Consider the following 19695-nt stretch of genomic DNA (forward strand, 5'->3'; position numbering starts at 1 on the left):
GGGGAGGGTTTTTCTGCTTCAGTGGGCTGGGTTTCCACTACAGAAGGCTTTTTTTTGGGAAGGGCCTGCTCTGGGGTGATGGCCTGTTGGTCGAGGATTGCGTAGACTAGTTCGTCTTTCTTGAGGCCTTTGAAGTTTTTCACTCCTAGCTCCTCAGCAATCTCCTTCAGTTCAGATAAAAGCCTGATTCTGAGTTCTTCTATGTTATACATAAAGAGGGTATGAAATAAATATGATGTTGTAAATGCGGTATTTGGGATCGTGGATGATTTTCTGAGCAAAAAAGGTCTGCAGGAAAAGCTCAAGTCAAAGCGGGCTGACTTGCTCATACACGGTGATGGCACAATATTAACCCATGCTTTTGGATTTAACAAATTTTTTGTTTCGATCCAGTTTTTTGAAAGTCAGGGAATTGAATTCGAGATTGAAAGTTTGAGATTTGAGATCATTATTATCCGCTACTTAGCCTGTAGGTTAAAATCTAATTTTAAAAAAGCGGATAATAGCCAACAATTCACATTCGGCAGTCCACTAATATCGATTAACGATTAACCAATTAACTATTAACGAATCACCCTCTCCGCTCAAAGTGTGCAAAAGTTCTGGATTTGTCACTCCATCAGGTGTCTAATTATGGTCAGGGATTTGAATGGGCTGGGATTATCCATCTGTTCGGCATAGAAGTTTAGGAGGTGATCGAGGAGTTTTCGCCTGAGTGTCACGGGGATTTTCACCCGGCAAAGGTACTTTTCATCCTGAAGATTTTGAAGATATTCAAGGATTGGGGAAAGTTCGTTTGGGCTAAATGGCTGATTTTTAGATTCGAGAATAAATCCTTCAGGTTCCTCCGGGGAAAAGCCCAAAAACTTGGCTTTTTCAATCAAAAAGACCAAAGGGAAATGGGATAGATGCGTATCTGGCAGATCCAGAATACTCACACTTTTGGCGAGGAAATCAAATAATCCCTCATTTTGGTAGTTTTCATAAATGCTCCGGTTGATCACTTCAGTCATAAACAAAGCAATGCTGGTACGAGAAAACTCGAAAGGAATCCGCTGATGGGCACTTTGGAGTTTGGCTTCTGAAATCCGTTGAAGCCCGGCGTTTTCTTTGTCATAGACCACCAGGTCGAGTAAGGTCAGCGGTTGGTAAAGCGCCATTTTGGACCCTTTTCCCATGCTTCTCACCCCATTGACCAGATACGATTTCAGTCCCAACTCCCGGGTGAAAATCTTCACAATGATGCTCGTGTCCTTGTATCGGATCGAACTGAGCACAATGCCTGAAGTTTTGCGGATCATTGGAACGGTGATTTGAGATTCGAAATTTGAGATTCGAAATTCCGTCGCTCCACATTCAACCTATTTTTCCAATCAGCCATTTACGATTTTTGATTTACGGCCTTAACCCTACCTTCGTCTCTACCTTCCTGTTTTTTCAATCCGAAATTCCACATCCGAAATCCGACATCCCTTCACCTTTTATCCTCCAAAAAACATTTGCGACACCGCGCCTCATAGCTGTCTTTTTCCCCTAAAACCACCTTTTCTTTTGCACTGGAAAGTCTCAGTGAAAAAGCAGCCAAGTCTCCGCATTTCATGCAGATCGCGTGGACTTTGGTTACATACTCTGCAATCGCCATCAGCCTTGGCATGGGCTCAAAGGGTTTCCCCTCGAAATCCATATCCAGACCTGCCAAAATTACCCGCTTACCCTGATTGGCTAATAGCTGAACTACCCGGACGATTTCTTCATCGAAAAACTGTGTCTCGTCTATACCGACCACATCGCAGTCACCGCTGAGCAACAGAATGTCCCCGGCAAATTGGACCGGAGTGGATCTGATGGAGTTTTCATTGTGGGAGACTACATCCGATTCGTGGTATCTGCGGTCAATGGAAGGCTTGAAGATTTCCACCTTCAGTCTGGCCAACTTAGCGCGGGTAAGCCTCCGTATCAGTTCTTCTGTCTTGCCGGAAAACATCGAGCCGCAGATCACTTCGATCTGTCCTTTCTTTTCGGTTTGTCGGCGGTTGCTCAGAGAAGGTTCAATAAACATCGTTACTCAGTATATGCTAAATGCGGGAATTTGTTGATTTCTGCCACCCGGATGATCAGTTCGCCTTCCAAAAGTTGGGTTTGGCAAGAGAGTCTTTCATTGGTACGAAGCCGATGTTGGCGTCGGTATATTAATTCAACTTCGGTCTCCGGACTCAGGTTTTCCAGACCCTTGACCACGATCATTTTGCAGGTCGTACACCGGCCTTTTTTCCCACAGGCATGCATCCAATCCGTACCGTTTTCATGAATTAATTCGATAACTTTACGATCAGTGCGCTCCGAATCAATTGAAAGATTTCCCAGGTTTTGAATGACTATTCGGGGCATTTGTTCGTTTGCTTTTGAAAACAAGACCCACTCATGACAGTTCAAATTAACAGCAATTATTTAGAAAATTATTCCCGTGACTATGCTCGTCTGGTATGTGAGCGATTTTTCTCCAGCCGGCAATTTATCACAGGTCAGGATATCATCCAGCTTACCAGCAGTACTCAGGTCAATTTTTTTATCATTAAACGGCTGTTTGAACTTTGGCAGGAAGAGCTCGCGAAGCTAAAAAGCAGTCCCTATTTTGATTATCGCGATATCGCGGTCCATGAAGCGCTCACCCAGTTTATGAATGTGCTGTCCCGAAGAATTAAGGTTGAGAGAACCAATCTTGAGCCTTTGGTCCAAGAAGCCGTATGCCAGGCTATTCAAGTGGCCACAGACCCGGTCTCATTTTATCAAAAAGAAATCGGAAAAGCACCAGCAGGAAAAATCAATGAATTCCTCAGAGAAAATAAAAAATACTATAAGTGGCATGACAAAGCGGTTGTTTTCCTGATTGACAAAACTGGATTTGGACATGATTCGGATGCTTACCTGAGGGCAATTGCAGCCAATTACCAGGTCGTGAAAGATTCCTTTGAATCGGTAAACCTTCTTTTGGCCACTTTGGGAGATGTCAAAGCTTTTGACATGGACCTATACCTGGAAAATAAACCTGACACTTCCGAAGTTCAACCGGATGTGGTAAGTGTTCCCGAGACGCAATCTTCTTTTTTTGAAAAGATAGAGGAGAATCGCAGCTTCCAACAAGCTTCGCCCCCTCCAGCTGAACCTATCCAGCCAAAGCAGGCGGTAGATATTGCACCTCCGGTGAAAAAGCCATTCATCAGTGGAGGTGCTTCTTTGGAGGCTTCTAAACTGAAGGCTCATTTTGCGATGGAATCTTATCGGGGAATGAAAGGGATCATCGGTGAGCTTTCGGAAAGTCTCGCCCTGAATCAGCGCTTTATGTTTACCAAAGAATTATTTGATGGGAATGCTGACCTGCTCCGGCATGCACTGAAGTCTATCGATGAGGCTGGATCTTTTGATGCTGCAGTGGATTTGATCAATTCCAGGTATGTTTCGGAATTGGATTGGAAAACAGACTCAGAGGCCGTTCGGGAATTTCTCCAGCTGGTCTACCGGAAATACGCGGACTAGTCTAGCTGAAATCTTGGAGAGAAAGCCTTTTTGTTGTTTTGTATGTAGTGAGAAGTAAAAAGTAAGTGGTCTGGATCACTTCAACATACTACTAACTGTTCACCACTTACATCCTGCCCACTGTCACAGCGCAATGTAAATTTGCCCGCTGCAAACTGGGACTGATCACTGCCTACTGATCACTGCCTACTGCCTTCACCCCAATCTTCCCAGCTGAGTCGCCCGTGAGGAATCCATTTTGATAAAGATGAAAAGCAAAACGGTGAAGGACCAAAGTGAAGACCCTCCATAGCTGAAAAATGGCAGGGGAATCCCGACCACAGGAAACAATCCGATGGTCATTGCGATATTGACCATGAAGTGGAAAAGCAGAATCGAAACTACACAATAGCCATAGATTCTGGTAAACCGGGTTTTTTGGCGTTCGGCCATGATGATCAAACGATACAGTAAGCCAACAAATAGGCTGATCACCACCAAACTGCCAAACCAGCCGAATTCTTCGCCCAGAGTACAGAAGATAAAATCCGTGTGCTGTTCGGGCACGAAGTCAAACTTGGTCTGGGTTCCTTCCAGATAGCCTTTTCCGAATAACCCTCCGGATCCGATAGCAATTTTGGATTGAGTCACGTTCCAGCCTACCCCAAGCGGATCAATATTTGGATTGAACAAAACCATGATCCGGTTTTGCTGATGCTCGGGGAGTTTGGAAACCACAAAATCCAGTGAATAGATAAATGCTATCAATCCCAAGCCTATCAGGGAAAAAGCAACAACCCGTTGCCAGGTTCTTTTTCCGAGAAAAATCAAAATCAACACAACTACAACAATTGTCCCTGCAAGGAAGAGGTTGTTTTCAACACCCAAGCCTAATAGAGCTATAGCTGCAAATCCAAATCCCAAAACATAATAAATCGATGGCAATCCTTCACGGTAAAACATGAGAAGCATGGCAAAGTAAACCATGGCTGTACCTGTATCCGGTTGAAGGAGGATCAAAATAACCGGAACCAGCAAGACCCCAAATGCGATGACTTGGTAGTTCTTTTTGGAAAGGTCAAAGGTCGGTCGCTCCATTACCTTTGCCAAGGCCAGTCCGGTGGCAAATTTTGCAAACTCTCCCGGCTGAATCCGAAAATCCCCGAAGCCGATTGAAAGTATCTGACCATTTACCTCTTTACCCACAAAAGGGGTGATGATCAACAGCCCAATAAATGCCAGATAGATAAAGAGGGACAAATTTTCAAAAAATCTCGAATCAGCGACCATAATGATAGTAATCAGCATGATGGCTGTCCCTATCCAAACCAACTGTTTTCCTGAGTTGATCGAAAAGTCAAAAATACTTTTTTCGGCCTGACCGTCGTAAACTGCCGCATAGATATTAAACCACCCGATCATGACCAGCGCGAAATAAATCGAAACTGCGATCCAATCCACCCGGTTGATATTGATATCCGATTCTCGCATCAGTTGATAAAGTTTCCTGCCAAAACGTATTCCTGAAGTGCTGGACGCGTTATTTCACCTTTCAGATATTTTTCAATCATCAGAGAAGCGGTACTTGCTGCTGCCCTACCTCCCCAGCCGGCATTTTCCACATAGACTGCTATAGCAATTTTGGGATTGTCCTTTGGAGCAAAAGCGATGAATACCGAGTGATCCTCACCGTGTGGGTTTTGAGCTGTTCCGGTTTTACCCGCAATCACCAAATCCTTAATAACTGCCCGGTTTGCCGTACCATAAAGTGCTTCAGCCATGGCATCCTGTATCAGGTCAAAATGGTGGGCATCTATTCCCACGTCATTCTTGATCTGGTATTTTGCAGGAATCAAAGTCGGATCTCCGTCCAGTTCCTTGATCAAGTGAGGCGTGTAGTAATAACCTTTGTTTGCAAAAATGGCCGCAAGATTAGCCATCTGTAACGGAGTCACGAGCATTTCTCCCTGCCCGATCGATAGGGAATAAATCGTGGAATACTTCCAATGCCCCTCTCCATAAACTCTGTCATAAAGCTTGCTTGATGGGATCGATCCGCCTTTTTCATTGGTCATATCCACGCCCAAAGTTCCTCCCAATCCAAACTTCAAAACACTTTCTCTCCAGGCATTCAGGCCGATTTCTGTGTCTTTGAAGGTATTGGAGGAAACTTCCCGGTTAATAATTTGACGGAATGCCTGATGGTAATACGGGTTGCATGAATTTCGTATGGCCCCAAAGAGATTTACGGGATTGGGATGATTGTGGCAAGCAACCAATGATTTGTTGCAGGGGAAAGTAGTTTCTGGAAATAGAATGCCCTCCTGTAGGCCGATCAAACTCTGCACGATCTTGAAAATTGATCCCGGAGGATAGGTCGCCATGATGGGCCTGTTGAAAAGCGGTTTGCTCGGATCGTTATTCAGTTTGCGATAGCTTTTAGAAAAGTCGGCACCTGTCAACCCGTTTGGATCATAGAATGGAGCAGAGATCATGGCCAGAATTTCTCCGGTTTTTGGCTCGATTGCCACCACGGAACCTGTTTTTCCTGCCATCAATAGTTCCCCGTACAATTGAAGATCCATGTCAATGGTGGAGGTGACATTTCTACCCGCTACTGAGGCAGTGTCATATTCCCCATCTTTGAAAGGTCCTTTGTCTACACCACGGACATTGACCATTTTGTATTTGACACCTTTTCTGCCGCGGAGTTCATTTTCATAAAACCGCTCCATGCCTGCCAATCCCACATAGTCTCCCTGTGCATAGTATTTCACCGTGTCGCGATCGAGTTGTCCGGCACTGATCTCTCCGATATATCCCAAAGCATGTGCTGCCGTGGAATTAGGATAGGAACGGACAGAGCGGGTTGTAATGAACAAACCCGGGTAATCCACAAGGAAGTCCTGGATTCGAGCAAAATCTTTTGTTGAAAATTGCTTGATCAGGGTGGAGGGCTTTACCGAAGAATATTTCCGCGCAGCGGTATACGACTCGATCAATTGCTCCTTGGAAATTTTAAAAAGTTCGCAAAAGCGGGTCGTATCACCCACTTTGAACTCTTTGGGCACGATCATAACATCAAAAATCGGATTGTTGAACACGAGCAGCTTTCCATTTCTGTCGTACACCAGTCCGCGATAGGGGTGATCCACAATCCTTTGGATGGCATTGCTTTCAGCTCTTTTCATAAAGCTGTCATCCACCACCTGAATCAGGAAAAGTTTGGTAAGCAGGATAATGCTCACCAGGAAAATAAAGATGAGAATGACTACAGGTCTTTGGTCTTTCATCAGATTCCCCTCCTGCGTTTGAAGAACAGTAGTTGTACAAGTATAACCAAAAGGCAGGTGAAAATTGAGGAAAAAAAGCTTTTGTTAAGCACTCCCAAAAAGCCCCCAGTTCCCCACTGATCGGCTGTAAAAAACACTACTGAATAGGCGAAAATAAGGGGGAGGGAATAGCTCAGGTACCAGCCAAATCCCATTTCCGAAAGGGAAGGTTCTTCCGTATCCACATATCCTCCGGTCGGGCTGATGGCCCGAAGCCAAAGCGATCTTGAAAATGCCAGGAAAGTAGCTGCGGCAGTATGCATCCCGATCGTTTCGTAGAAAACATCCAGCAAAAACCCCAGACCAAAGGCAATAAGAAGTAAAGGCACTGTTCGGATGGAAATTGGTAAAATCAAAATTCCGAGCAGGTAAATGAAAACAAATGCCACTCCAAAAAGGGCCAGGTTTTTCAAAAAGAAAATCTGAACCACTCCCAGGAAAATGATCAGCAGTAGATAGGAAATCAGATTTCTAATATTCATTGCTTACCTCAGATTGACGATAAAGCGAATCCAGTTCGTTGAATTGGGTGTTTTCAACAAGATATACATAGCTTACCTTGCTGAAATCTGTACTGAGTTTGATGGTAAGGTTCAGGTAATTCGGATCTTTTTCGTCAGGTGCTACCTTGGAGATTATCCCGATTAGGATTCCTTCCGGAAATACCGCATTGAATCCCGAGGTAACTATTGTGTCTCCTTCTTGTGTTTTCACGTGACGGGGCACGAAAAGCAACCTCGCCTCCGAAGAACTTTTACCGTCCCATTGGACAGAACCAAATACATCTGTGGATTTGATTTTTGAAGAGACCATCAATCCGGTATTCAGCAAGGAAAATGCCACAGAATAATTTTCTGATACAGATTTTACACGACCCACCACACCATCAGGATTGAATATCCCCATGCCGGGCTTGATCCCGTCCTTGGAGCCTTTGTTCAAAGTCAGGTAATTCTGGGAAAACCGCAACGAGTTGCCGATCACCCGCGCTCCCTTGAACTGATAGGTAGCAGCAAAAGCTGAATCCAAAGTGAATGACACGCTGTCAGGTTTAACCTGCAGGAGCAGAAGTTTTTGAAGGATTTCGGCGTTTTCTGAAGTCAAAGCTTCATTGTCCTCTGCCAAAGAAAAAAACTGAACTACGTCTGCTTGTTGTTTCAATACTGACCCGATCAGGTCATTGGAACTGTTGAAGAAAGCTGCACCCTGTGGAGAATTGTTGGAGACAATCATCCAGATTGCCGCCACTTCAAGAAAAACGAACAAGATAAATGCTCTTATTCGGTAAAGGAACTGGAGGATGCGTAGCATTCAGTACTTAAGTCATCAGGACGGTTCGGAAGTTTTGAATATTTTTCAGGGCAGTGCCTGTGCCTCTTACCACGGCTCGCAGAGGATCCTCGGCGATGTGGATTGGAAGCTTGGTTTTTTGATGCAATCTTTTGTCAAGACCTTTCAGAAGTGCTCCACCACCGGTCAGGTGAATCCCGTTGTCATAAATGTCAGCAGAAAGTTCCGGTGGTGCAATCTCCAAAGCTTTCAATACTGCCTCTTCAATTTTTGACACTGATTTGTCCAATGCAAAGGCAATTTCAGAATAGGAGACCTTGATTACTTTTGGAATACCGGTCATCAAGTCACGTCCTCGGATTTCATAATCGTCTGGAGCATCGTCCAGTTCGGTAAGTGCTGATCCGATTGCGATTTTGACTTTTTCAGCCGAACGCTCACCGATCAACAAATTGTGCTGTCGGCGCATGTAATCCAAAATGTCCTTGGTGAAAGTATCACCTGCAACACGGATTGACTGATCTGCGACAATACCTGAAAGCGCAATCAAAGCAATCTCAGTGGTACCACCTCCGATATCTACAATCATGGAGCCCATGGGCTTTTCGATGTCGATCCCGATCCCGATTGCAGCAGCAATGGGTTCATAGATCATGTACACTTCCTTTGCCCCGGCATGCTCGGCGGAGTCACGAACGGCTCTTTTTTCCACTTCCGTAATCCCTGACGGGATACAGATTACCATTCGGTGAGACTGGGGAAACATCCCCTTTTTCTGACCCGGGATCATTTTGATCAACCCACGGATCATTTGCTCTGCAGCATAGAAGTCAGCAATCACACCGTCTTTGAGGGGACGGATGGTCTTGATGTTCTCGTGGGTTTTTTCGTGCATGTTCATGGCCTCTCGGCCCACGGCAAGCACGCGATTCGTTGTCTTATCGATTGCAATGATGGATGGCTCATCCACCACAATTTTATCTTTGTGTATGATAAGGGTGTTTGCAGTACCCAAATCGATGGCTATATCACTAGAGAAAAAATCAAATAATCCCATTTTATACTTGTTGATTGACTTTTTATTGGAGTTTGATGTTTAAGATAGTACCTGAGTACCGTTTCTAAACGCGGGTCGGCAAAATTATTATCTTATATCGACAAAACTCAGATAAAGAAGATTTTTTTGTTTCCTGAGTGTAAATGAATTACTGATTGCTGCCTTGGGAGGAATTTTTGGGAATTTTCCGGTAAAAATTTCTATTTAACTGGATTAGAGCGTCCCCTTTTGCATTTCGGAATTCTTTCTATTACTTTTGCACCGTATTCGAAAGTTTCTGGAGGGGACAACAAGTCCCCTCTTTCATTATTCAAACGTATGACTGAACTGAGACAAGCTATCGAAGAATTGGTGGAAAAGCATCTTCCCAATGATTCTCACTTCGTAGTGGAAGTGAAATTGGAAGAAAAAGCGGGCAAAACCCGGGTGTTGATTCTCATTGATGCAGATCAGGGGATCACCATAGAAGCTTGTGCAAAGGTCAGCCGTGCGGTGTCTGAAGAGTTGGAAGCAAAAGAAATGATCGGAGAAGCCTATGTGCTTGAAGTTTCTTCTCCTGGACTTGACTTTCCGCTCAGCAGTAGGAGGCAGTATCAGAAAAATATCGGCCGTGAGCTGAAATTGACCCTGGCCTCTGGGACTGATGTTTTGGGTAAATTACTCGAAATGGATTCGGAAGGGGTAAAGTTATTGGTGAAGAAGAAGGAAAAGGGGAAAAAAGCCACCGAAGAGGAGCTCCTTGTCCCTTTCGCTGAAATCAAGAAATCTATCGTACAAGTATCTTTTAAATAACTCAAATGGATGCCAAAATCTTAATAGAATCCTTCGCAGAGTTTGCGAGATCTAAAAATGTGGATCGACCTACCATGATCCGTATTCTGGAAGACGTGTTCAGAGCAATGATCCGTAAAAAGTTTGAGACTGACGAAAACTTTGACGTCACGATCAATGCTGACAAAGGTGACCTGGAGATTTTCCGAATTCGTGAAATTGTCGACGACAACTCTGAAGATATTTGGGATTTTGACAAAATCAGTTTCACAGAGGCTAGAAAAATTGAGCCCGATTTTGAAATTGGAGAGGAAGTATATGAAAAGATCGAACTTGAAGAGTTTGGTCGCCGTGCCGTGCAGATGGCCCGTCAGACTTTGATCCAGCGGATCAAGGATCTTGAAAAGGACATTCTATATAACAAATACGAGGAGCAGGTAGGAGAAATCATCTCTGCGGAAGTTTACCAGATCTTGGGTCGTGAGATCCTCATGATCGATGGCGAAGGAAATGAACTGATTCTTCCAAAAGGTGAGCAGATTTCCAAAGACCGATTCAGAAAAGGAGACACCGTCAAGGCGATCGTACATCGGGTAGATATGATCAACGGAAATCCGAAGATCATTTTGTCCAGAACTTCCCCAGTATTCTTGGAAAGATTGTTTGAAAATGAAGTTCCTGAAGTGTACGACGGCCTGATCACCATCGTGAAAATCGTCCGTGAACCAGGTGAAAGAGCCAAAGTTGCAGTAGAATCTTATGATGACAGGATTGACCCGGTAGGTGCTTGCGTAGGTATGAAAGGTTCTCGAATCCACGCTGTGGTGCGTGAATTGCAGAACGAAAATATCGACGTGATCAACTTTACCGAAAACCTTGATTTGTATGTGACCCGGGCACTGAGCCCTGCAAAAGTATCCTCAATCACTGTGGACCAGGACAGAAAGCGGATTTCTGTTTTCCTGAAGCCTGATCAGGTTTCATTGGCAATCGGAAAAGGCGGGTTCAACATCAAGTTGGCAAGCCGATTGGTAGGATATGAAATAGATGTATTCCGTGAATTGAACGAATACGATGATGAAGATGTAGATCTGAATGAATTCGTGGACGAAATTGATGCTTGGATTATCGAAGAATTGAAAAAGACAGGTTTGGATACCGCCAAGAGTGTGTTGGCACTGACCAAAGAGGACCTGACGCGTCGTACTGAATTGGAGGAAGAAACAGTCGATGAAATTTTCAGAATCCTCAGACAAGAATTTGAACAATAAAAAGGGGGACTTCCCCCTTAGAATACCCTAATTTTACTTAGAATTTCGAAAGAGGTTTTTGCTTATGTCAGAAGATAAAATGATGCGTTTAGGCCAAATAGCCAGAAAGCTCAACGTGGGTACGGCAACCATCGTTGAGTCAATGGCTAAAAAGGGCTTTGAGGTCGAGAACAATCCTAATTCCAAAATAACCATGGAACAAGTGGCTATGCTGGAGAAGGAGTTCAAATCCTCAGCCCTTGAAAAAGAGGAAGCTTCCCACCTTTCAATAGGGAAGCGTCACGAGCCTATTTCGCTCGAACCTGAAATACCAAAGCAGGAAAAAGCCCCAGAACCGGCTCCTGCACCGGTTCATAAGGAAGAACCAAAATCTGCCGCACCTGATCCTACACCAACGCCAACGCCAGCTCCAGCTCCAGTACCAACACCGGAACCGGAAAAAGCTACGCCCGATGCTCCCAAATTGGAAGGCATCAAAATCCTGGGAAAAATTGACCTGGGAACAAAACCCGCACCTGCTCAAAACCAGGGCCAGGGCCAAAAGCAACATCAAGGACAAAAGCCTGGACAAGGTCAAAAGTCTGGTTCTCCTCAGAGGTATGAAAAGCCCCAAGATCCAAGGAGACCAAATCCAAATCAACAGAATAAGCCTGTTCATCAAGCTCCAAAACCAACACAAGCACCAACTCCTGCACCCACTCCTACACCAGTTCAGGAAGCTCCAAAACCGGCCCCCCAGCCTGTAAAAGAAGAACCGGTTCAGGATCAGGTGATCGCCGCAAAAGCAGATTCTCTTAAAGGATTGACAGTACTCGGAAAGATTGAGTTGCCAGTAGATCGTCCTAAGAAAAAGAGTGGCCCTGTGGCCTCTTCAGATGAACGAAATAGGGATAAAAAACGTCCCCGAAAGAGAATTGATAAACCAGGAACACCCAATCAAGGTGGCCAAAGCGGTCAAGGTGGACAAGGGGGACAAGGTGCTGCTAACAGACCACCACAAGACCAAAGAGGCGCTCCAAGACCGGCAGGCCAAAGACCTGGTGGCAATCAACAAAGACCAGGAGGCAATCAGCCTCCCCAGCGGGTACAAAAGGCCGAACCTACTCCTAAGGAAATCCAGGATCAGATCAAGCAGACTTTGGCTCGCCTTCAGGGATCAAAACCGGGAGGAAAAAAGACACAAACCCGTAGAGATAAACGCGCTGAAAGAGACCGTGATACTGAAGTAGAGGGTGAAGAGTCCAAAGTATTGAAAGTAACCGAGTTTATCTCGGCAAATGACCTTGCAGCTTTGTTGGACGTATCTGTTAATCAGATCATTTCAACTTGTATGTCTTTGGGTATGTTCGTTTCGATCAACCAAAGATTGGATGCTGAGGCGATCACTATAATCGCAGATGAATTCGGCTATGACGTGGAATTTACCAAATCCATCGAAGATGAAATGGTAGAAGAAGCAGCTGATGAGGAAGGAGATCTGATCGAAAGAGCACCGATTGTAACCATTATGGGTCACGTCGATCATGGTAAAACTTCCTTGCTGGATTACATCAGAATGTCCAAAGTGACAGCGGCTGAGGCCGGGGGGATCACCCAGCACATCGGTGCATATGACGTGAAGACCAAAGACGGCCATAAGATCGCCTTCTTGGATACTCCTGGTCACGAAGCCTTTACGGCGATGCGTGCCCGTGGTGCTAAAATCACGGATATTGCAATCATTGTAATTGCCGCAGACGACAGCATCATGCCTCAAACCAAAGAAGCGATTAATCACGCTCAGGTAGCAGGTGTTCCGATGATTTTTGCAATCAACAAAGTGGATAAGCCTAATGCCAATCCAGCTAAAATCAAGGAAGAATTGGCAAATTTGAACCTCCTCATTGAAGAGTGGGGTGGTAAATACCAGTCTCAGGATATTTCTGCCAAAACAGGTCAGGGTATCGATGAACTCCTTGAAAAAGTGTTGCTGGAAGCGGAAATCCTGGAACTGAAAGCCAATCCAAATAAAAATGCGGTAGGTACAGTTGTGGAAGCCTCCTTGGACAAAGGGCGTGGATATGTCTCGACTATCATGGTTCAGTCAGGTACCCTTCGTGTCGGAGATATCATGTTGGCAGGTCAGCACTATGGCCGTGTGAAAGCAATGTTTGATCACACTGGTAAAAAATTGAAAGAAGCTGGGCCGTCAACTCCTGTTCAGGTGTTGGGTCTCGGTGGAGCTCCACAGGCTGGTGATACGATCAAGGTGTACGACACCGAACGTGAAGCAAGAGAAATTGCCAATTCAAGGGAGCAGATTCAGCGTGAGCAAAGCTTGCGCACCAAGAAGCATATTACATTGGATGAAATCGGTCGCCGTTTGGCAATCGGTAGCTTCAAGGAGCTTAACATCATCATCAAAGGTGACGTGGATGGATCGGTTGAAGCGCTTTCCGATTCCTTGTTGAAACTTTCCAAAGATGAAGTCAAAGTATCCATTATCCATAAGGGTGTGGGTCAGATTTCTGAATCGGATGTGTTGTTGGCTTCAGCTTCTGATGCAATTATCCTGGGCTTCCAGGTGAGACCTTCCTCCAATGCCAAAAAACTTGCCGAGCAGGAAGAAATCGAAATCCGTCATTACTCAATCATTTACGATGCGATCAATCAGATCAAGGATGCGATCGAAGGTATGCTGGAGCCGGAGTTTGAAGAAATCATCACCGGTAACATTATCGTAAGAGAGATCTTCAAAATCACCAAGATCGGTACAGTTGCCGGTTCTTATGTGACAGATGGATTTATCACCAGAAAGAACAAGATCCGCGTAATCCGAGGAGGTATTGTAATCCACGAAGGAGAGATCGATCAGTTGAAGCGATTCAAAGACGATGTTTCTGAAGTGAAGGCCGGTTACGAATGTGGTATCTCCATCAAAAACTTCAACAACATCGAAGTCGATGATACGATCGAAGGCTACGAAATGAAGGAGATTAAGCGTAAAAAATAATCCTTCAAGGGATTGACCATAAAAAAGGAACGGCTTTCGTCGTTCCTTTTTATTTTTAGACCATGCTAACAGCAATCCAGGTTTTCGTATTAATCTTTTCTTCTTTTTTTCTCCTAAGTATTCTACTTGGAATGTATCGTCCGGTACTTGTTTTATGGTTTTTGGATCGGTTTAATCGACGAAAAGTCTTGAATTTTTATGGGAAATCATTTTTGATTACAATTCTTATTTGGGGGATTCTGGAATTTATTCAACAAATCACAATATAATATTTTGTAATTCAGTCAAATTATAGAATAAGTATTTTTGTTTTGGGTAAACATCAGTTTTTTGAATTATAGAATAGAATTTTTTCTATTTTTCGATTTCAATCCTGTTTCTTTTGAGAAAAGCTGTAGCCATAGCACTTTTACTTTGCTTCGCCATTTATCATTTTGGCTACTACGCATTCTATTACTCTTACCAGTACACCATGGAAAGTAACTGGAAAGAAAAAATCTACGGGGAACAGATCGGAGCTTTGGAAGAGCTGTTGATGGAGATTCCACTCGCTGCGCCTTACATGTCCAATCAAGAAGATTTTCAGCCTACCAATACACGATTCGAAAAAGACGGGAAATTCTTCCGTGCAATCAAACAACGCTATCAAAACGATACACTGCAAATTGTGTATGTACCGGATACCGCCAGAAAAGCATTGGAAACCACGGTCAAAAGCTGGATTTCATCTCTCACTGAGGATGAGCTTCCGCAAGACCAGAATGGGAAAACTCAGCTAAAGCTGTTTGTGAAGGATTATATTGAGGCTGAGGTTTATCAGATAGAATATGTAGCGCAAGACGCTATTGAAGATAAGATTGGGTTTATTTTTTCACCTTACATGAGTCCGGATTTCACTTTAGACTCCCCACCTCCACAGTTCTCCTGATTTTCTTTTTTCGAATACTAGTCCCAACAGTTAGTGGTTGATCTGTTGGACGTGTATTTCGTTTCATTCGGCACCATGTCCCTGTTGTGGATTTTCCATCAGGGGCAGTGCCATTTGTTTTGGTTTATACCCATTACCTAATCACACTATCTAATCCTATGAACTTAAAATCAATGTTCCTGGGCTTGCTTTTCGCAAGCTTGGGGCTGATGCAATTAACTTATGCCCAAACTCCGACTGATGGACTGATGATGCCTAAGGGCGAAATCTGTATTGCCGTCATCTACGAGGATGCTAACTGGGATCATTATTGGGAGGGGACCTACCTCCGTACCAATGGCAACATCGGGACATTCAACCGGAAAATGCTCATGCCGATGATCGTCGGCGGGATCACTGACAAAATCAATGTGATCGTCAGTCTGCCTTATGTAAAAACTTCTGCTTCCGCAGGCCAATTGACAGGAGTCGAAGGGTTCCAGGATTTTGGGATTTCGCTGAAAGCCCAGCTCGTCGAGAAGACCATGGAGAAAAGCAAGCTCATGGTATTTTCCAACCTCAGTTTCAGTACACCAGCCTCCAATTATTTGTCTGATTACATGCCTTTCAGCTTGGGATTTGGCGCAAATGAACTGGGGCTGAGAGCAATCGGCCAGTATGAATTGAACAAGGGCCCTTATTTAAGGGGATCAATTGCGTACCTGCACAGGGGCGCGACTGAAGCCGAACGCGATTACTATTACCAAGACGGCAGCTATTACACCGCAACCATGGATGTGCCGGATGCTTGGAATGCTCAGCTTGCGCTTGGTTCTTGGTTTTTGGATAAAAAACTTCGTGTTGAGGCTACCTTAACCCTATTGAATTCAACCTCTGGGGACGATATCCGAGCCTACAATGCTCCCCAGCCAACTAACAAGGTGGAATACGACCAAGTTGGTGGATTCGCCCAATATTACCTGAAGAAAGGTGGAGGGTTAGGCTTTTTGGCCTATTACAACCACATGTTTTCCGGTAGAAATATGGGACAGTTTTCAGGCTATGGCCTGGGATTGACTTATCAGTTTAAAGCCTTCTAAAGAACTTCAAAAATGAAAATACAACTACGATATTTATTCCTTCTAGTGACAATACTGGCATTTACCGGCTCGTGCATGGAAGATTTGCCTTCACAGCTGGAATATGAAGGATATGAATTTGCAGACTTAGACGAAGGTGCAGGGGAATGGAAATTGATCTTGATGTCAGGAAATGAAGAGGTGGTTATTCCCGCACCCGCAGCAGTAGGCTCAGCTGCCTTAAATCAGGAATTGCAGGATTCCAAAACCAAAATTGCCAATGCTACCGACGAACAGCGTAAATCAGTCTCCTATTGGACCAACAATCCTCTGATCCGTTGGAATGAAATCGCACTGGAACTTTCAGTGAAATACAATCTGATCCCGGGTCCCAACGCAGATGGAACCTATACTCTGCCAAATCCAGCAGATCCTTCGGCTACTCCTAATTTTCCTTTTGCCCATCCGCCCTACATCAGTCGGATGTTGGCTTACTTGAGCGTAGCCCAGTATGACGGTTTGATTACTTCCTGGCATTACAAGGAGAAATTTGGTCGACCAGCTCCGTATGTACTAGATCCTCAAATTGTCTCTGCTTATGCGGACAACGGGTTAAATTCCTATCCTTCGGATGGTGCAGTTGTAGCCATTACTTCGCGTGAGATTCTGTCTGCCATGTTTCCATTGGAAAAAGAATACCTAAGCAAACTGGCGGATGAGCATTTGGAATCACTTGTGATAGCAGGAATCAATGTAACCAGCGATGTCGAAGCTGGAAAATTGATCGGTACAGAAGTGGCTAAAAAAGCACTTGCGAGAGCTGCAAACGATGGGATGAAAAATGCCCAAACTCCAAAACCAAAATCGGATTCAATCAAAAATGCTGCCTTTCAGCGATTTGGATGGCAATGGGATAATCAGGAAACTCCGCAAAGACCTGTGGGCTTGACTCCGCTTTTCGGAAAAGTGAAAATGTGGAATGTGCCCAATGTAGAAGTAGTCCGGGCTCCAGTACCACCTACTCCAGGCTCTGAGGAATTCAACAAAGACGCTCAGGAACTCCAACGCTATGCAGACAACCTGACCCAGGATCAGCGGAGAATTGCCAACTTTTGGAATGATGGACTGAACACCTACAGCCCTCCAGGCCATTGGAACCGGTTTGCCAAAGAAACAGTAGTTAAGAATCGCCTGAGTCCTGTACGGACCGCACGGGTTTTTGCCTACATGAATATGGCCATCGTGGATGCGGGGATCAGTTGCTGGGATACGAAATATTACTATCACTATCCACGTCCGATTCAGACAATTCCCGGCTTCAAGACGATTCTAGGTACTCCAAACTTCCCAGCTTATACTTCAGGACACAGCACATTCTCATCTGCTGCTGCCGAAGTTTTGTCTCATTTCTTCCCAGCTGATGCAGCTAAATTCAAAAACTGGGCAGATGAAGCCGCAATGTCAAGAGTCTATGGAGGCATCCACTACCGATTCGATGCAGAGGAAGGCTTGAAACAGGGGAAAGCAGTTGGCGCCTATTCAGTTGCCAAAGCTCAGCTTGACCAAGCAGATTGATTGGCGATCAGTCTATGAGCAGTTGTCTGATTGCTTCTTTGGTATGAAATAACCTGAGAAAACAGCAGTCTTGACGCAATTCCCTTAAAATCAACCAAGTCCAATTACGACATCGCTAATGGACTTGGTTGATCTTTTCCTCTTATCTCCACTTTCATCAATCTCCATCACGTATGAAAATCCTGTTTTACCTGGGTTTGATCCTTCTGGTTCTGTTTGAATTCCTGAAAGTTTACTTCATCATGCCATTTCCGGGAAGTCAGCAATGGGATTCCATTGATTTCGCCTATTTCTTACACCAGTACCGATGGGTATTTCGGATTGCATTGGTGATTATTATAAGCATTGGTATCAAATCCGTGATTTCAGAGAAAAGGAAATGGGTTCCAATCCTTTGCATAATGATCGCTTTTGGAGCGATTGGAGTCCTCAATTTCAAAATGGCAGCTGATGCCATGTTTAAAGAACCCGAACAGCTGCGCTTTCTTACCCGGGATTCTTTTGAGGAAAGTGACAGCACACTGGTCGTTGCCATTGAAAACCAAGGTGAAGCCAAAGCCTATCCGATCCGCTACATCGTCTACCACCATCAGGTGCGGGATACCTTGGGCGGGGAGCCGATGATGGTGACCTATTGTTCTGTTTGTCGAACCGGAAGGGTATTTTCGCCGATAGTCGACGGCAAAGCAGAGAATTTCCGATTGGTTGGCATGGATCATTTCAACGCCATGTTTGAGGATTCGGAAACCGGAAGTTGGTGGCAGCAAGCCACCGGAGAAGCAATCACAGGGGAATTGGAGGGTAAAAAACTGGACGAAATCGAGTCCATCCAACTGACTGCGGGAGCTTTTTTCAAAGCCTATCCAGATGGGAAAATCATGGCGCCAGATCCGAATTTCCTTTCGAAATACGATTCCCTTGGAAAATTTGAAAAGGGGAAAAGCGAAAGCAAACTCACCGGCACAGACCCATTCTCCTGGAATGAAAAATCTTGGGTAGTTGGAGTGGACCTTGAAAACGGAGCAAAAGCCTACGACTGGAACAAGCTTAAAGAAACTGAATCCATCCGTGATCGGGTAGGTAATCAGGACATTTTGATCCTTTTGAATAAGGATACCCAGAGTTTCGTGGTTTTTGAAATTCCTTCGGACATCAAGTCCCATCTCTGGACAGGGGACACCCTTTTCCTGGATTCGGCGGCTTATTCATTTACCGGAAAATCACTGAAACCAAATCAAACAGATCTGAAACGCCTCAAAGCCTACCAGGAATTTTGGCACAGCTGGAGGACTTTCAGACCTAAAACTGAAAAATTTAACTAATCTAAACATGCCTTACATCGAACTTGAAGAGCATCTGCCCGGTATAATAGGACTGCTCGAATATAGAAAAGACACCGCTCAACCTATCAGAGATTTAACGCAATTGCTCTTGAGAGGTCCTTCCACTCTGTCTGAGGCAGAGCGGGAATTGATAGCCACCATTGTCTCTCATGGGAATGAATGCAAATTTTGCACCACGGCCCATGCAGAAACCGTCAATGAGCTGCTTCATGAATCCAATACCGTACAGCAGGTTTTGGACGACGTGGAGTCTGCTCCTGTTTCTGAAAAAATGAAAGCCCTGTTGATCATTGCAAAACAGACGCAGCAAAGTGGGAAAAATGTAAAGCCCGCCCATATCGAAAGAGCTAAGCAAGCAGGAGCAACAGATCTGGAAATCCACGACACCGTACTGATTGCTGCTCTTTTTTGCCTGTACAACCGCTATGTGGATGGACTTGGGACCAGTCTTCCAAAAGACAATTCCTATTTCAAATCTCTTGCGGAAAGACTGGCTTCCCAAGGATACTTCAGAAACCCCGCCGGATATGATCATCTGAAGGCAACTGCCAATAACATCTAACCC

General features: G+C 44.7%; 18 protein-coding genes. 9 read left to right on the forward strand and 9 right to left on the reverse strand.

The genetic code is table 11. The features are described from left to right. From B0E43_RS23210 to B0E43_RS19820, 4 genes are all read right to left on the reverse strand, one after another. Positions 1-329, reverse strand: a 329-nt coding sequence (locus B0E43_RS23210) for a Rho termination factor N-terminal domain-containing protein (protein ID WP_254423469.1), incomplete at its 3' end; no start/stop codon positions are given. A 282-nt stretch (positions 330-611) separates the two neighbouring features. Next, the gene (recO, locus tag B0E43_RS19810; protein WP_077353071.1) at positions 612-1301 is read right to left on the reverse strand and encodes a DNA repair protein RecO; all 690 of its coding nucleotides are present in this window, start codon (positions 1299-1301) and stop codon (positions 612-614) included. A gap of 173 nt (positions 1302-1474) precedes the next feature. Beyond that, the gene (locus B0E43_RS19815; protein WP_077353073.1) at positions 1475-2059 is read right to left on the reverse strand and encodes a thymidine kinase; all 585 of its coding nucleotides are present in this window, start codon (positions 2057-2059) and stop codon (positions 1475-1477) included. Between the two features lie 2 nt (positions 2060-2061). Next, positions 2062-2388 carry a 2Fe-2S iron-sulfur cluster-binding protein gene (locus B0E43_RS19820; RefSeq protein WP_077353492.1) on the reverse strand — a complete coding sequence of 109 codons (327 nt, stop codon included), beginning with the start codon at positions 2386-2388 and terminating at the stop codon, positions 2062-2064. Positions 2389-2421: 33 nt separating this feature from the next. Between B0E43_RS19820 and B0E43_RS19825 the strand changes: the two genes are divergently transcribed. Continuing rightward, positions 2422-3534, forward strand: coding sequence for a hypothetical protein (locus B0E43_RS19825; RefSeq protein WP_077353075.1), 1113 nt, complete (start codon positions 2422-2424; stop codon positions 3532-3534). Between the two features lie 195 nt (positions 3535-3729). Here the strand turns inward: B0E43_RS19825 and rodA are convergent, their stop codons facing one another. From rodA to B0E43_RS19850, 5 genes are read right to left on the reverse strand one after another with little or no spacing between them, the layout of a single operon-like run. Then, positions 3730-5004, reverse strand: coding sequence for a rod shape-determining protein RodA (gene rodA / locus B0E43_RS19830; RefSeq protein WP_077353077.1), 1275 nt, complete (start codon positions 5002-5004; stop codon positions 3730-3732). Continuing rightward, positions 5004-6806: a penicillin-binding protein 2 gene (gene mrdA / locus B0E43_RS19835; protein WP_077353079.1), complete on the reverse strand. Its 1803-nt coding sequence runs from the start codon at positions 6804-6806 to the stop codon at positions 5004-5006. The genes rodA and mrdA overlap by 1 nt, the downstream gene beginning before the upstream one ends. Next, complete coding sequence (locus B0E43_RS19840) at positions 6806-7327, reverse strand: rod shape-determining protein MreD (RefSeq protein ID WP_077353081.1); 522 nt, start codon at positions 7325-7327, stop codon at positions 6806-6808. The genes mrdA and B0E43_RS19840 overlap by 1 nt, the downstream gene beginning before the upstream one ends. Then, positions 7317-8156 carry a rod shape-determining protein MreC gene (gene mreC, locus B0E43_RS19845; RefSeq protein ID WP_077353083.1) on the reverse strand — a complete coding sequence of 280 codons (840 nt, stop codon included), beginning with the start codon at positions 8154-8156 and terminating at the stop codon, positions 7317-7319. Before mreC ends, B0E43_RS19840 begins: the two co-directional genes overlap by 11 nt. Positions 8157-8163: 7 nt before the next feature. Continuing rightward, on the reverse strand, positions 8164-9192 hold the full coding sequence (locus tag B0E43_RS19850; protein WP_077353085.1) for a rod shape-determining protein: 1029 nt from the start codon (positions 9190-9192) through the stop codon (positions 8164-8166). Between the two features lie 318 nt (positions 9193-9510). Here B0E43_RS19850 and rimP point away from each other — a divergent pair, with 318 nt between their 5' ends. The 8 genes from rimP (at position 9511) to B0E43_RS19895 (ending at position 19692) form a co-directional block, all read left to right on the forward strand. Beyond that, the gene (gene rimP / locus B0E43_RS19855; RefSeq protein ID WP_077353087.1) at positions 9511-9984 is read left to right on the forward strand and encodes a ribosome maturation factor RimP; all 474 of its coding nucleotides are present in this window, start codon (positions 9511-9513) and stop codon (positions 9982-9984) included. Between the two features lie 5 nt (positions 9985-9989). Next, positions 9990-11234 carry a transcription termination factor NusA gene (gene nusA, locus B0E43_RS19860; protein ID WP_077353089.1) on the forward strand — a complete coding sequence of 415 codons (1245 nt, stop codon included), beginning with the start codon at positions 9990-9992 and terminating at the stop codon, positions 11232-11234. 64 nt (positions 11235-11298) lie between these two features. After that, positions 11299-14226, forward strand: coding sequence for a translation initiation factor IF-2 (gene infB / locus B0E43_RS19865; RefSeq protein WP_077353091.1), 2928 nt, complete (start codon positions 11299-11301; stop codon positions 14224-14226). Between the two features lie 382 nt (positions 14227-14608). Continuing rightward, complete coding sequence (locus tag B0E43_RS19875; RefSeq protein ID WP_217349187.1) at positions 14609-15154, forward strand: hypothetical protein; 546 nt, start codon at positions 14609-14611, stop codon at positions 15152-15154. Positions 15155-15312: 158 nt separating this feature from the next. Next, positions 15313-16233 carry a transporter gene (locus B0E43_RS19880; RefSeq protein ID WP_077353094.1) on the forward strand — a complete coding sequence of 307 codons (921 nt, stop codon included), beginning with the start codon at positions 15313-15315 and terminating at the stop codon, positions 16231-16233. Positions 16234-16245: 12 nt separating this feature from the next. Continuing rightward, positions 16246-17787, forward strand: a complete 1542-nt coding sequence (locus B0E43_RS19885) for a phosphatase PAP2 family protein (protein ID WP_077353096.1) — start codon at positions 16246-16248, stop codon at positions 17785-17787. A 173-nt stretch (positions 17788-17960) separates the two neighbouring features. Continuing rightward, on the forward strand, positions 17961-19109 hold the full coding sequence (locus tag B0E43_RS19890; protein WP_077353097.1) for a DUF3179 domain-containing (seleno)protein: 1149 nt from the start codon (positions 17961-17963) through the stop codon (positions 19107-19109). A 7-nt stretch (positions 19110-19116) separates the two neighbouring features. Beyond that, the gene (locus B0E43_RS19895) at positions 19117-19692 is read left to right on the forward strand and encodes a carboxymuconolactone decarboxylase family protein (protein ID WP_077353099.1); all 576 of its coding nucleotides are present in this window, start codon (positions 19117-19119) and stop codon (positions 19690-19692) included. Positions 19693-19695 lie beyond the last annotated feature (3 nt).

Source organism: Algoriphagus sp. A40, assembly GCF_002002735.1.
Lineage (GTDB): Bacteria > Bacteroidota > Bacteroidia > Cytophagales > Cyclobacteriaceae > Algoriphagus.